The 13347-nt window shown below is 32.3% G+C and carries 15 protein-coding genes; 10 read left to right on the plus strand and 5 right to left on the minus strand.

Annotated elements, in window-relative coordinates; all coding sequences use genetic code 11:
• Positions 1–5 precede the first annotated feature (5 nt).
• The 6 genes from FVF61_RS01075 to FVF61_RS01100 all read left to right on the plus strand — a co-directional run bounded on the left by FVF61_RS01075 (position 6) and on the right by FVF61_RS01100 (position 4035).
• The gene (locus FVF61_RS01075; protein ID WP_148452372.1) at positions 6–977 is read left to right on the plus strand and encodes a YitT family protein; all 972 of its coding nucleotides are present in this window, start codon (positions 6–8) and stop codon (positions 975–977) included.
• Positions 978–982: 5 nt separating this feature from the next.
• Positions 983–1348 carry a cupin domain-containing protein gene (locus FVF61_RS01080; RefSeq protein ID WP_199757245.1) on the plus strand — a complete coding sequence of 122 codons (366 nt, stop codon included), beginning with the start codon at positions 983–985 and terminating at the stop codon, positions 1346–1348.
• Positions 1345–2172 (plus strand): alpha/beta hydrolase, encoded by an 828-nt coding sequence (locus tag FVF61_RS01085; RefSeq protein WP_148452375.1) that lies wholly within the window; start codon positions 1345–1347, stop codon positions 2170–2172. The genes FVF61_RS01080 and FVF61_RS01085 overlap by 4 nt, the downstream gene beginning before the upstream one ends.
• Before the next feature lie 18 nt (positions 2173–2190).
• Positions 2191–2949 (plus strand): 23S rRNA pseudouridine(2604) synthase RluF, encoded by a 759-nt coding sequence (gene rluF / locus FVF61_RS01090; RefSeq protein WP_148452377.1) that lies wholly within the window; start codon positions 2191–2193, stop codon positions 2947–2949.
• 79 nt (positions 2950–3028) lie between these two features.
• Entirely contained in the window at positions 3029–3598 is a 570-nt protein-coding gene (locus FVF61_RS01095) for a hypothetical protein (RefSeq protein ID WP_148452379.1), read from the plus strand.
• A 14-nt stretch (positions 3599–3612) separates the two neighbouring features.
• Positions 3613–4035: a VOC family protein gene (locus tag FVF61_RS01100; protein ID WP_148452381.1), complete on the plus strand. Its 423-nt coding sequence runs from the start codon at positions 3613–3615 to the stop codon at positions 4033–4035.
• Between the two features lies 1 nt (position 4036).
• On the opposite strand, the gene FVF61_RS01105 is transcribed toward FVF61_RS01100, so the two are convergent.
• From FVF61_RS01105 to FVF61_RS01120, 4 genes are all read right to left on the minus strand, one after another.
• A complete protein-coding gene (locus tag FVF61_RS01105; protein ID WP_148452383.1) occupies positions 4037–5776 on the minus strand; it encodes an alpha/beta hydrolase-fold protein in 1740 nt (579 codons plus the stop codon).
• 71 nt (positions 5777–5847) lie between these two features.
• Positions 5848–6723, minus strand: coding sequence for a bifunctional 5,10-methylenetetrahydrofolate dehydrogenase/5,10-methenyltetrahydrofolate cyclohydrolase (locus FVF61_RS01110; RefSeq protein WP_148452385.1), 876 nt, complete (start codon positions 6721–6723; stop codon positions 5848–5850).
• 162 nt (positions 6724–6885) lie between these two features.
• Positions 6886–8214 carry a signal recognition particle protein gene (ffh, locus tag FVF61_RS01115; RefSeq protein WP_148452387.1) on the minus strand — a complete coding sequence of 443 codons (1329 nt, stop codon included), beginning with the start codon at positions 8212–8214 and terminating at the stop codon, positions 6886–6888.
• A 134-nt stretch (positions 8215–8348) separates the two neighbouring features.
• A complete protein-coding gene (locus FVF61_RS01120; protein ID WP_148452389.1) occupies positions 8349–8930 on the minus strand; it encodes an NUDIX hydrolase in 582 nt (193 codons plus the stop codon).
• Positions 8931–9057: 127 nt separating this feature from the next.
• Between FVF61_RS01120 and pyrE the strand changes: the two genes are divergently transcribed.
• Complete coding sequence (gene pyrE / locus FVF61_RS01125; RefSeq protein WP_148452391.1) at positions 9058–9702, plus strand: orotate phosphoribosyltransferase; 645 nt, start codon at positions 9058–9060, stop codon at positions 9700–9702.
• A gap of 19 nt (positions 9703–9721) precedes the next feature.
• Entirely contained in the window at positions 9722–10117 is a 396-nt protein-coding gene (locus FVF61_RS01130; RefSeq protein ID WP_148452393.1) for an SRPBCC family protein, read from the plus strand.
• On the opposite strand, the gene FVF61_RS01135 is transcribed toward FVF61_RS01130, so the two are convergent.
• Positions 10114–10845: a biotin--[acetyl-CoA-carboxylase] ligase gene (locus tag FVF61_RS01135; protein ID WP_148452395.1), complete on the minus strand. Its 732-nt coding sequence runs from the start codon at positions 10843–10845 to the stop codon at positions 10114–10116. The genes FVF61_RS01130 and FVF61_RS01135 overlap by 4 nt on opposite strands.
• 94 nt (positions 10846–10939) lie before the next feature.
• Here FVF61_RS01135 and rsfS point away from each other — a divergent pair, with 94 nt between their 5' ends.
• Positions 10940–11311, plus strand: a complete 372-nt coding sequence (rsfS, locus tag FVF61_RS01140) for a ribosome silencing factor (protein WP_148452397.1) — start codon at positions 10940–10942, stop codon at positions 11309–11311.
• Positions 11312–11319: 8 nt separating this feature from the next.
• Positions 11320–13326: an ATP-dependent zinc metalloprotease FtsH gene (gene ftsH / locus FVF61_RS01145; protein WP_148452398.1), complete on the plus strand. Its 2007-nt coding sequence runs from the start codon at positions 11320–11322 to the stop codon at positions 13324–13326.
• Positions 13327–13347: the final 21 nt, after the last annotated feature.

Genomic DNA, 13347 nt, shown 5'->3' on the forward strand with positions numbered 1-13347 from the left:
AAACTATGAATCCATTTATATCTAAATTATTAATTGAAATTGCTCGAAAGCGATTAGAATCTAAAAACGCTTCAAAGAAAATAACTAATGAGCAAATTATACCACTTGCAAGAAATATGCAAGTAGAACTAAATCATGCTCTAAAAGAATTTTTCTTCATTATTATAGGGGTTTTTTCTGCTGGATTTGGATTAAAAGGTTTTTTATTACCCAATAGCTTTATAGATGGTGGAGCTACTGGAATTTCACTTTTAATTACAAACATAAGTAATTTAGAATTAGGCATCTTATTAATTGTTGTAAACATTCCTTTTATTGTATTAGGAATAAGAATGTTTAGTATTCGATTTGCAGTAAAAAGTATAGCAGCCATCGCATGCCTAGCAATTGTAGTACACTTTATTGATTATCCAACCATAACAGACGATAACCTATTAATTGCAGTATTTGGAGGTTTCTTTTTAGGATTAGGAATAGGTATGTCTATGAGAGGTGGTAGTGTTATTGACGGAACCGAAGTACTTGCCATCTGGTTGAGTAAAAAACTATCTATTACTATTGGAGACGTTTTATTATTAATCAATATCATCATCTTTTCTTTTGGAGCTTACATCCTTTCTGTTGAAATTGCCTTGTATGCTATATTAACTTATTTATCTGCAGCAAAAACAGTCGATTTTGTAGTAGATGGTGTAGAAGAATATGTTGGAGTTACAATCATTTCTGTAAAACACGAAGAATTAAGAATCATGTTAATAGAAAAATTAAGAAGAGCCTGTACTATATATGCTGGAAGAGGTGGTTATGGCAAAAGTGGACAGAGTTACGACAAAGACATTATTTACACTGTAGTAACCAGATTAGAGCTGGCAAAACTTCAAACAGAAATAGACAAAATAGATAAAAATGCTTTTATAATCATGGGATTAGTAAAAGATATAAAAGGAGGAATGATTAAGAAAAAGCCTCTAAAATAATGCCAATGAAAAAATACACTATTCAAAACAATCCGTTTGTAGTTCCTACTACAGATGGCAAAATAATAAAAGAGCATTTTGGAAATGCCACAAATAAAACTTCTAATATAAGTGTGGCGCATATGATTGCTCCAGCTGGCTGGAGCGAACCCTTCCAAACTCCTGAATTCGACGAATACACATTTATAATTAACGGAAAAAAGCAATTTATAATTGATGATGAAGAAATTATTTTAGAAGCTGGACAATCTATTAAAATAGAGAAAAATACAAGAGTACAATATTCCAATCCGTTTACAGAACCATGTGAATATCTTGCAATCTGTTTACCAGCCTTTTCTATGGATTTAGTAAATAGAGAAAATTCATGATGACTGTTTTACACAAAATAACTGGTTTTTTTATAAACTTAATAAGTTTCTTTTCTCCAAGAATAGCAGGAAGAATAGCCTTATTTTTATTTACTAAACCCTTTAAAGGAAAACCAAATGAAAAACAATCAGATTTTTTAGATACAGCCTTTAAAGAAGAATTAAAACACGATAACCTACCCATAATGACATACAGATGGTTAGGGAAAAAAGAAACGATTTTATTAGCTCATGGCTGGGAAAGTAATTCGGCTAGATGGCAAAATTTAATTACCAATTTAAAACAAAGAGGTTTTGGTGTTGTGGCTTTAGATGCTCCTGCCCATGGTCGTTCAGGCAGCAATAGATTCAATGCAATTATCTATTCAGAATTTATTAAAGTAGCTTCAGAACGCTTTGAACCAAATATCATAATTGGTCATTCGGTTGGTGGCATGGCTTCAGCAATTTTTCAATACAAATATCAAAAAGCGCATGTACAAAAAATGATTTTGCTTGGCGCTCCATCAGAATTTACTGAAGTTTTGAATCGTTATGCCAACATGCTTAGCTATAACAAGCGTGTTAGAAAACAAATAAATCAAATAATTAAAGAACGTTTTGGTAATGTTCCTGAAGAGTTTTCAACTGCAAAATATTCAGAACTAATTAATGCTAAAGGCTTAATTATTCACGATAAGAAAGACAATGTTATTCCTTATAACGATGCACTTCAAATTAAAGCTAAATATAAAAACAGCTTATTAATTTCGACTGAAGGTATAGGTCATTCCTTAGCAACAGATGAAGTTTCAAATTATATTTTTGATTTTATAGACAACTAAAGTTGTTATCTTTGCGCTATGGAAGAAAATTTAAAGCGAATAAATAAATTTTTAAGTGAAGTTGGTTATTGCTCACGTCGTGAAGCAGACAAACTTATAGATGCTGGACGTGTAACTATTAATGGAGAAGTTCCTCAAATGGGAACAAAAATAACTCCAAACGATGTGGTTCATGTCGATGGCAAATTAATAAAAAACACCAAAGAAGAATTTGTTTATTTAGCCTTTAACAAACCTGTTGGAATTGTTTGTACCACTGATACGCGTGTAGAAAAAGACAACATAATCGATTTTATAAATTACCCAAAACGCATTTTTCCTATCGGCAGATTAGATAAACCAAGCGAAGGACTCATTCTTTTAACTGACGATGGTGATATTGTAAACAAAATACTTAGAGCAAGTAACAACCACGAAAAAGAATATATTGTAAAGGTCGATAAACCCATCTCTCAAACGTTTATAAAACACATGTCTGAGGGAGTTCCAATATTAGATAAAATCACTAAAAAATGTGTGGTTGAGAAATTAGGAACTTACGAATTTAAAATTATTCTAACCCAAGGTTTAAATAGACAAATCCGTCGTATGTGCGAGTATTTAAATTATGATGTTCTTACATTAAAACGGGTTCGTATTATGAATATCAAATTAGATATGCCTGTTGGCAAATACAGAGAATTAACAGCTGTTGAATTTAAAGAACTCTCTAGTCTATTAGAAGATTCAACGAAGACTTTTAAAGCCAATGCTAGGCCAAACAGAAAGAAAGACTAAATATTTCTTCTGTTAAATTCATATTAAAGAACCTTCAAGTTTATATATGGTTTGGTAACTTTAAAACAAAAGTTATCTTATGAAACAATTAGCCAACCTTTTAGTTTTAGTTTCCTTTAGTCTATTCTCTCAGTATAATTACGAACCATCAGAAGCATCTCCATTTGGCCAACCAAATCCAGAAGCTCACAAACAAATAACAGATTATGAAGCTATGATAGGTAGCTGCAACTGTACTTCAACCAGAATAAACCAAGATGGTACCTGGACAGAACCAGAATCTATGACATGGACTTGGAAATATATATTAAATGGCATGGCAGTTCAAGATCAAACCCTAAAATCTGATGGTTCACATTCTGGTAGTATTCGCCAATTTATTGCAGATAGTAGCCGTTGGTATGTACATTGGTATTCTTCTAAAACACCATCTACCACTTTTCCAACTTGGGAAGGAAACAAAAAAGAAAATGGCAACATCGTTTTATACAAAGATCAAGCAGCTCCAAATGGAGTTGAAGGCTTTTACCGATTAACCTTTTACGATATAAGTAAGTCTGGTTATAAATGGGTTGGCGAATGGGTGGACAAAACAGAAACAGTCGTTTTTCCAACTTGGAAGATTGATTGTACAAGAGAAGATAATTAGTTTTATATTTGAGTATGACAAAAATATCTCCATTTCATATAGCCATTCCAGTTCATAATTTAAATGAATGTAGAACATTTTACAGAGATGTTCTTAACTGTGAAGAAGGCAGAAGTAGCGAACATTGGGTTGATTTTAATTTTTTCGGACATCAATTGGTTATTCACTTTAAACCCAAATCTGATGAAGATTTACACACCAATACAGTGGATGGCAAACATGTTCCAGTGCCACATTATGGCGTGGTTTTACCTTGGGAAACCTTTCAAAGATTTGCTGAAGATTTGAAACAAAAAGACATCGAGTTTATAATAGAACCATACATACGATTTGAAGGCCTTGTTGGAGAACAAGCCACCATGTTTTTTTTGGATCCAGCCGGAAATGCCTTAGAGTTCAAATCCTTTAAAGATATGAGTCAGTTGTTTGCCAAATAACCTATTTATAACGCCAGCTAGTTAAATCTGCACCTTCTGGAGCTGATTCCACAATACGTTTCATAATTTTTGGCACATACATACTATTATATCGCAATCTGGATATATGGTTCGGATTTTCTTGATCGCCATTCCAGCAATGCTCTGCTCTATCGCCATAATCTACGTCGCCATCGTAATAAGGATCTGTCGTGCTTTCTAGAAAATCTTCCATCAAATACACTGCATTATTCAAATAATAATTATCCATATCGCCACAATAAATATGAATTTTTCCTTTTAAATTTTCTCCTAATTTATCCCAATCGCGTTCTAAAATATGCCTTAAATCGAAGTTTTCTTTCCAATAGGCAGCTACTTCAGGATTAATGTCTCCAGTATATTTATCCCAAATGGGTTCTGGATATCCATCAGCCGCTTGAGGTGAATATGTTGCTTCCCAAATATCATATTGTCCACCAGATCTAGATTTATCACCAAGTGCTAATTCTAAATAATTAAAATCTTTAACCGATGCATTCACATTCCCCAAATAATCTCTATGACCTGGAATTTCTAAAATATTATGATTCGATTTGGCGAAATAAGCATTGTCATCTTCATAGATATTATTTAAACAATAAGCTCTAAAATCGATGGGATCTGGACAAGCTGCAAAACAACCATTGTATTCTTCAGGATATTTTACTTGAACAGCAAGAGCCTCCCATCCACCTGTAGAACCTCCATATAAAAATCTTGACCAGCCTTCCCCTTGACCTCTAAACAGAGCTTCTATATGTGGAATTAACTCATAAGTAATAGCATCACCATAAGGTCCTTGACTAGCAGAATTTACAGCATACGAATCGTCATAATAAGGCGTTGGATGCTGAATTTCAATAATTAAAAATCTTGGGAAATCTGGTTCATTCCAGCGTTTGTAAAAATTATAGGCTTCTTCTTGTTCAATAATATTATAACCCTCAACTCCAAAGCGATCTGAATATTCTGGCTCTAAATTTGGGTCTGGAGGCGTGGTTCTAAAACCACCAAAATCACTTGGAAAATGTCCATGAAAAACCATTAGAGGATATTTGGATTCAGGATGCTCGTTAAAGCCTTTTGGTAAAAGTACGTGAGCTCCTAAATACATATCTCTTCCCCAAAATTTGGACAATAACTCAGATTTTATTTTAACATGCTTAACCCACTCTGTATCTTCTGGTTCTGGAATTTCTGGGATTATTTGATCCATAACGATATCGAAATTCGGAGCTGAATTATTAGAAATTTCGATTTTTATAGGTTTACTAAATAAATTTCCTGGAGATTTATTCCACTGCTGTCCTTCCCCATTATCCATAGGAAGTTTTACTGTTTGTCCAGTAGACAAATTAAAAGTTTCATAAGTATGTAAAACAGCTTGGACATAATATTCTCCTGGTTTTAAATCTAATAAAGATTCATAAGGAAAACCAAAGTCAGATTCATTAAATACGACTTGATCATTAGGTTTTAATCCATCAACATTTTTTCCAAATACAGGCTGAGCTTTTAAATTGTAAGTAATTTGAAAACGAGGTTCATCTTTATTATTATCTGCAAAAACAAGTAGTATTCTGCCATCCAGATGATCAAGATTCAGACTGTCTGAATAAGAAACTGATATGTTAATTTTAGAAGCTTGATCTGATGATTTTGGTTGGCAAGACAAGACAAAAACAGATAAGAGTAGCACAAATTTTGAAAAGGAATTCATAAGGTTGGTTATTTTTCGAAAAGGTAGTTATTTTATATCAAAAATAAAACTTCGCTTTTCTTAAAAACTCCTTAATGACGCAATTCTCTTGCCAGCAAAGTATTTTTTAATAACATTGCAATAGTCATAGGACCCACACCTCCAGGAACTGGAGTGATAAAACTGGCTTTTTTACTGACGTTTTCAAAATCAACGTCGCCAGTAATAACATAACCTTTAGGGGAAGTCTCATCAACTACACGAGTAATTCCAACATCAATTATAACAACATCGTCTTTTACCATTTCGGCTTTTAGAAAATTTGGAACACCTAAAGCAGAAATAATAATATCTGCTTGAGAAGTTATTTGTGTGATGTTTTTTGTATGACTGTGTGTTATAGTAACAGTTGAATTCCCTGGAAACCCTTTTCTTCCCATTAAGATGCTCATTGGTCTTCCAACAATATGCGATCGACCAATAACAACCGTATGCTTCCCTTTAGTTTCAACATGATATCTGTCCAATAATTCTAGAATCCCAAATGGTGTTGCTGGAATAAACGTGGACATATCAAGTGCCATTTTACCAAAATTCATGGGATGAAAACCGTCAACATCTTTATCTGGATCTACAGCCATTAATACTTTCTGAGTATTTATTTGTTTTGGAAGTGGTAATTGAATAATGAATCCATCGATATCATCATCTTGATTTAATTCTTCAATTTTATCTAACAATTCAATTTCACTGGTTGTATTAGACATTCTAACCATAGTAGACTCAAAACCTACACGTTCACAAGCTTTTACTTTACTAGCTACATAGGTTAAACTGGCTCCATCGTTACCAACAATAATAGCTGCTAAATGAGGGACTTTTTCCCCTTGAACTTTCATTTTTCTAACTTCTTCAGCAATTTCATTTTTAATGTCATTGCTTACTTTTTTTCCGTCGAGTAAAATCATATTTTTATCTTATATCGCCACGAATACACGAATATTTTTGTTGTAGAACGAGGGTTATTTTATTGTTGAAAAACTATTTATTCTTTATTTAGGCTTATTATATTTTAATGTTTTCCTATAAACTTTCTCCTTTGGGGAAATGTCCGAAGGACAAAGGTGCTTTTACCTCATGCCTTTCATAGCCTGCATCATAGCTTTTCCTTTGCCACCTTGCATCATCTTCATCATCTTGCTCATCTGGTCAAATTGTTTTAATAACTGATTCACTTCTTGAACGGATGTACCAGATCCTTTACCAATACGTTTTTTTCTACTGGCATTTATAACAGATGGATTGGTTCTCTCCAAAGGAGTCATAGAATGAATGATGGCTTCTATACCTTTAAAGGCATCATCATCAATATCTATATCTTTCATCATTTTTCCAGCACCAGGAATCATTCCAATAAGGTCTTTCATATTCCCCATTTTCTTGATTTGTTGAATCTGTTTTAAGAAATCATCAAACCCAAATTGATTCTTGGCAATTTTCTTTTGAATTTTTCTAGCTTCCTCTTCATCATATTGCTCCTGAGCTCTTTCAACAAGGGACACAACGTCTCCCATTCCTAGAATTCTGTCAGCCATACGTGCTGGATAAAACACATCAATAGCTTCCATTTTCTCACCTGTACCAATAAACTTAATGGGTTTATTAACTACAGATTTAATAGAAATTGCTGCTCCACCCCTAGTATCACCATCTAATTTTGTTAAGATAACACCATCGAAATTCAAAACATCGTTAAAGGCTTTTGCAGTATTAACAGCATCTTGACCTGTCATAGAATCCACAACAAATAAGGTTTCCTGTGGTTCGATAGCTTTATGAATGTTAGAAATTTCGGTCATCATGGCTTTATCTACAGCTAAACGACCAGCAGTATCTATAATTACAACATTAAATCCATTGGCTTTTGCATAAGCCAAACCAGCCTTTGCTATTGCTACTGGATCTGAATTGCCCTTATCGCTAAAAACCTCGACATTGATTTGGTCTCCAACTACATGCAATTGGTCTATAGCTGCAGGACGATAAACATCACATGCTACTAATAATGGTTTTTTTGTTTTTTTATTTTTAAGGTAATTTGCCAGTTTCCCAGAAAAGGTAGTTTTACCCGAACCTTGTAATCCAGACATTAAAATAATACTAGGATTTGCAGATAAATTAAGCCCTTCTGCATCGCCTCCCATAAGTTCAGTTAATTCATCTTTTACAATTTTAACCATTAACTGTCCTGGCTGAAGGGTTGTTAATACATTCTGTCCAAGTGCTTTTTCTTTTACACGAACTGTAAATTCTTTAGCAATTTTAAAGTTAACATCGGCATCTAAAAGCGCTCTTCTAACTTCTTTTAAGGTTTCAGCAACATTGACTTCGGTTATACTTCCGTGACCTTTTAAGACGTGTAACGCTTTATCTAATTTTTCGCTTAAATTATTAAACATATATCTTGTAATTTTTAAAGTGGCAAATTTAAGGATTTGCTATGTATTAATAAAGGGATGCTGTTATTTTAATTAAATAAAAAAAACAAGAATATTAAATGTTGTATTTCTTTAAACTATGAAGGATAACTTATTTACACTAAAGCTTTGATATTGGCATAAGAATTTTCTAGTGCCTGAAGTGTTTTTTCTTTATCTAACCATGCAACTTTGGTAATCCCTTCATCTTCTTGAGGTTCTAGTTTACCTGCATAAGTAGTTCTCATTTCAAACCAATAGGTAATTTTGATTCTATTTCTACCATTTCGTCTAAATATATGATAGGTTGTTTCTAGTGGTTTTGTTATTTGTAATCCTTTAACACCAGTTTCTTCTTCAACTTCTCGAATAGCAGTTTTTTCTATAGCCTCTCTTTTTTCTGCCTTTCCTTTAGGCAAATCCCATTTATCATTTCTATAAATAAATAAAATCTCTCCTTTTTCATTATATGCTTTTCCTCCACCAGCAATAACATTTGGCAACTTTTTTAAAAATTTTTTTAAAAGCTTGTTTTCGTTTTTATGAATGAGTCTAACTTCTTTTAACGATGTTGAATTAAGCTCTCTAATAACTTTATTTAAGTTAACAGAACTTAGAAAATAATTTTTAAACCCTTTTTCTTTTTCAACCTTAGTGGTTAATATAATTGGTTTATCGTTAACAAAAACTTTATGCATGATATGTTTTAAAGCAATTTTGTTTTGTAAAAATATCAAAATTTAATTCATAACAATAGTTTTCATTATTAATTATAAATACATTTTCAAATTATAATTTTAATTAAAAAAGTGTAATTTTGCGCTTATGATTTTCAACAAACATACAGCAAGAAAAACTGCAGAAGTTTTATTGCAAATAAATGCTATTAAACTAAGTCCAAAAGAACCATTTACTTGGGCATCAGGATGGAAGTCGCCAATATATTGCGACAACAGAATTATCTTATCATATCCAACTATTCGAAATTATGTTCGCGAAACAATGGCGAAACAAATTGAGAAGCAGTATGGTAAACCAGATGTTATTGCTGGTGTTGCAACAGGCGCAATTGGAATTGGTATGTTAGTTGCCGAGTATTTAAATGTCCCTTTTATTTATGTAAGACCTGAAGCTAAATCGCATGGTAGAAAAAACCAAATAGAAGGTCATATAGAAAGTGGTCAAAATGTAGTAGTTGTTGAGGATTTAATTAGCACTGGAAAAAGTAGTTTAAATGCTGTAAAGGCATTAAAAGATGCTAATCTTAACGTAAAAGGAATGATAGCCATTTTTTCTTATGGATTCGAAATAGCTGATAATAATTTTGAAAAAGAAAACATCATACTAAATACTTTAAGCAATTACCAAAGCTTATTAGACCAAGCATTAGAAACTAATTATATTTCACAAAAAGAATTAGAAACATTATCTAATTGGAATGCCAATCCAAGTGAATGGAACGCTAATTGATAATTACAACATAAAAAACATGAATTTAGAATCTCCTACTGTAACAGTAAACAAATCACCAGAAAACGTCTTTAACTTTTTATCTGATGTAAAGAATTTTGAAAAATTAATGCCTGAAAACATTAGTAAATTTGAAGTTTTAGACAACGATAAGTTTTTATTTGCTTTAAAAGGTATGCCAGAAATTATTCTTAAGAAAAAAGAATTAGTTGCTCCAAATAAAATTGTGTTAGGTGCTGCTGGTGGTAAAATAGATTTTTCTTTAACTGGAATAATCTCAGAATTAGAATCTGAAAAAAGTGACGTTCAATTAATTTTTGATGGTGAATTTAATGCCATGATGGCAATGATGATAAAAGGGCCTATCTCTAAATTCATAGAAACTTTAGCCAACAATATTCCTACTTCTATTTAATATAGAAGCGTAACTTCTTTTAAATCGAATTCTTTAATAATGTTATCTTCAAGCAAGACTTGCAATTTCCCAGAATTTGAAACCGATTTTATAAAACCAGAAAACAAAGTACCTTCAGCATCTTTAAATGTTGAAGGTTTATCTTTTCTAAACAATAAACTCTCATACCTTTCTTTTATTTGCTGGTAGTTTCCATCTTTTAAAAGCTTAATATATTTCGTTAAATATTCTATAATAGCTAGTAATACTTCTTCCAAACTAAAAAGTTTACCTGTTAATAAATGTAAGGATGAAGCATTAGGCAAACTATTAAAATCTTTTTGGTTAACATTCAAGCCAACACCTATAATGCTTGCTTTTAATTGATTTTGTTTTATGACATTTTCAATTAAAACACCACATACCTTCTTGTTTTCTGACAAAATGTCGTTAGGCCATTTGATGCTTAATTTTGGAATAGAAAACTGTTCAAGAGCTTTAATTATTGAAAGAGAAGTTACCATACTTATATAAAAACTTTGCTCAACTGTAAGAAATGAAACATCTTTAAACACACTAAACATCAGGTTTTTTGCATTATCAGAAAGCCAAGTTGTTCCCATTTGACCTCTACCTTGAGTTTGATAATTTGCCACTACTATGGTATCATCTGCAATAAACTCTTCCATAATTAACTGCTTTAAATAGCTGTTTGTAGAGTCGATGGCATTAAGTTTGATTATACGCATAATAAATAGTTATATTCGTACTGTAAAATCTTATGAAAATTTTAGAGTATAAAGAACTTAAAAATAATAACTTTGCACAAATTAAAAATCATTAATGGCGAAAAAAGAATCTAACGCAGACCAACTAATAACAACTATAATAAGTGGAATTGAAGATGTAAAAGGAAAAGACATCAATATTCTAGATTTAAGAGATATAGAAAATACGGTTTGCGACTACTTTATTATTTGCGAAGGTACTTCCAACACACAAGTTAATGCCATTGTAAATTCCATTCAGAAAAAAGTTAGTAAAGAATTAAAAGATAAACCTTGGCATATTGAAGGAGAAGACAATGCCGAATGGGTTTTAATGGATTATGTTAATGTTGTGGTACATGTATTTCAGAAACACATAAGAGTATATTACGACATTGAAAGCCTTTGGGGAGACGCAAAAACAACAATAGTTGAAACAAATTATTAAAAGAATTAATGGCAGATAAGAAAAAAATTAATCCTAAAAAACCTAAATTCAGTCCTTACTGGATTTATGGAATTATTATAGCTGTATTTTTAACAATGCAATTGTTTAGTGGTAGTAGTTTTCAAGACTCAAGTCCTACTACTCCTTCGCAATTCATGACTTATTTAAAAGATGGCGATGTTGAAAAAGTAGAAATTGTAAATAGACGTGAAGCTAAAGTATATTTAACGGCAGAAGCTGAGCAGAAAGAAATTCATAAAAAATCAAAACCTACATCTTTGTTGCCTTCTGCAACCAGAATGCCTAATTATAAATTCGAATTTGGAGATCTTCAAAATTTTGAAGACGAAATTTCAAAAGTAATTAGCGAAGAGAATCTAGACCCAAAACCAAAAGTAGAATATAAAACTGAACAGAACCTTTGGGGAGATTTCCTAATTGGTTTATTACCATTTATCTTATTAATTGGAGTTTGGATATTTATTATGCGGCGAATGTCTGGTGGTGGAGCTGGAGGTGGTGGAAGCCAAATATTTAATATTGGTAAATCTAAAGCGAAACTATTTGACGAAAACACAGAAGTTAAAACAACTTTTAAAGACGTAGCTGGATTAGAAGGTGCAAAAGAAGAAGTTCAAGAAATTGTAGATTTCCTTAAAAACCCAGAAAAATACACGTCTTTAGGTGGTAAAATTCCAAAAGGTGCTTTATTAGTAGGATCTCCAGGAACTGGAAAAACCCTATTAGCAAAAGCAGTAGCGGGAGAAGCCAAGGTGCCTTTCTTCTCGTTGTCTGGATCAGATTTCGTAGAAATGTTTGTTGGTGTTGGTGCTTCTAGAGTTAGAGACCTTTTTAAACAAGCAAAAGAAAAATCTCCAGCTATTATATTTATCGATGAGATAGATGCTATTGGTCGTGCTAGAGGCAAAAACAACTTTTCTGGCTCTAACGATGAAAGAGAAAACACACTTAACCAGCTTTTAACTGAAATGGATGGTTTTGGTACAAATACAAATGTTATTGTACTAGCTGCTACTAACAGAGCAGATGTTTTAGATAAAGCTCTTATGCGTGCAGGACGTTTTGATAGACAAATATTTGTAGATCTTCCAGATGTTCGTGAACGTAAAGAAATTTTTGAAGTTCATTTAAGACCTCTTAAAAAAGCTAAAGATTTAGATATCGATTTTCTTGCAAGACAAACACCAGGATTCTCCGGTGCAGATATAGCTAATGTTTGTAACGAAGCTGCGCTAATTGCAGCCAGACAAGGTAAAAAAGCAGTAGATAAACAAGATTTCTTAGATGCTGTAGATAGAATTGTTGGTGGTTTAGAAAAGAAAAACAAAATCATGACAGTTGCCGAAAAGAAAGCCATTGCTTATCATGAAGCTGGTCATGCTACCGTTAGTTGGATGTTAGAACATGCAGCTCCTTTGGTAAAAGTAACTATAGTTCCTCGTGGTCGCTCATTAGGTGCCGCATGGTATTTACCAGAAGAAAGATTGATTGTGCATCCAGAACAAATGTTAGACGAAATGTGCTCTGCTCTAGGTGGTCGTGCTGCTGAAAAAGTTATTTTCAATAGGATTTCTACAGGTGCTTTAAGCGATTTAGAAAAAGTAACTAAACAAGCTAGAGCTATGGTAACTATATATGGCCTAAGCGACAAAGTTGGCAACTTAACGTATTACGATTCTTCTGGACAAAACGAATATGGTTTTACGAAACCTTATAGCGAAAAAACAGCAGAATTAATTGATAAAGAAATTTCAGATATCATTGAAGAACAATACCAAAGAGCCGTTAAACTTCTTGAAGAAAATAGAGATAAATTAACGCTATTGGCTGAAGTTTTACTTGAAAAAGAAGTTATTTTTAAAGATAATTTAGAGAAAATTTTTGGAAAAAGACCTTTTGAAAAAGAAGAGCTTGTTGAAGACAGCAAAAAACTTGTAAAAGAAGACGAAATAGAAGAAGTAAAATCTGATACAGATAAATCTGAAGACAAATAAATTCCTTAATTATATTTGTTA

This window comes from Xanthomarina maritima, assembly GCF_008084905.1.
Lineage (GTDB): Bacteria > Bacteroidota > Bacteroidia > Flavobacteriales > Flavobacteriaceae > Xanthomarina > Xanthomarina maritima.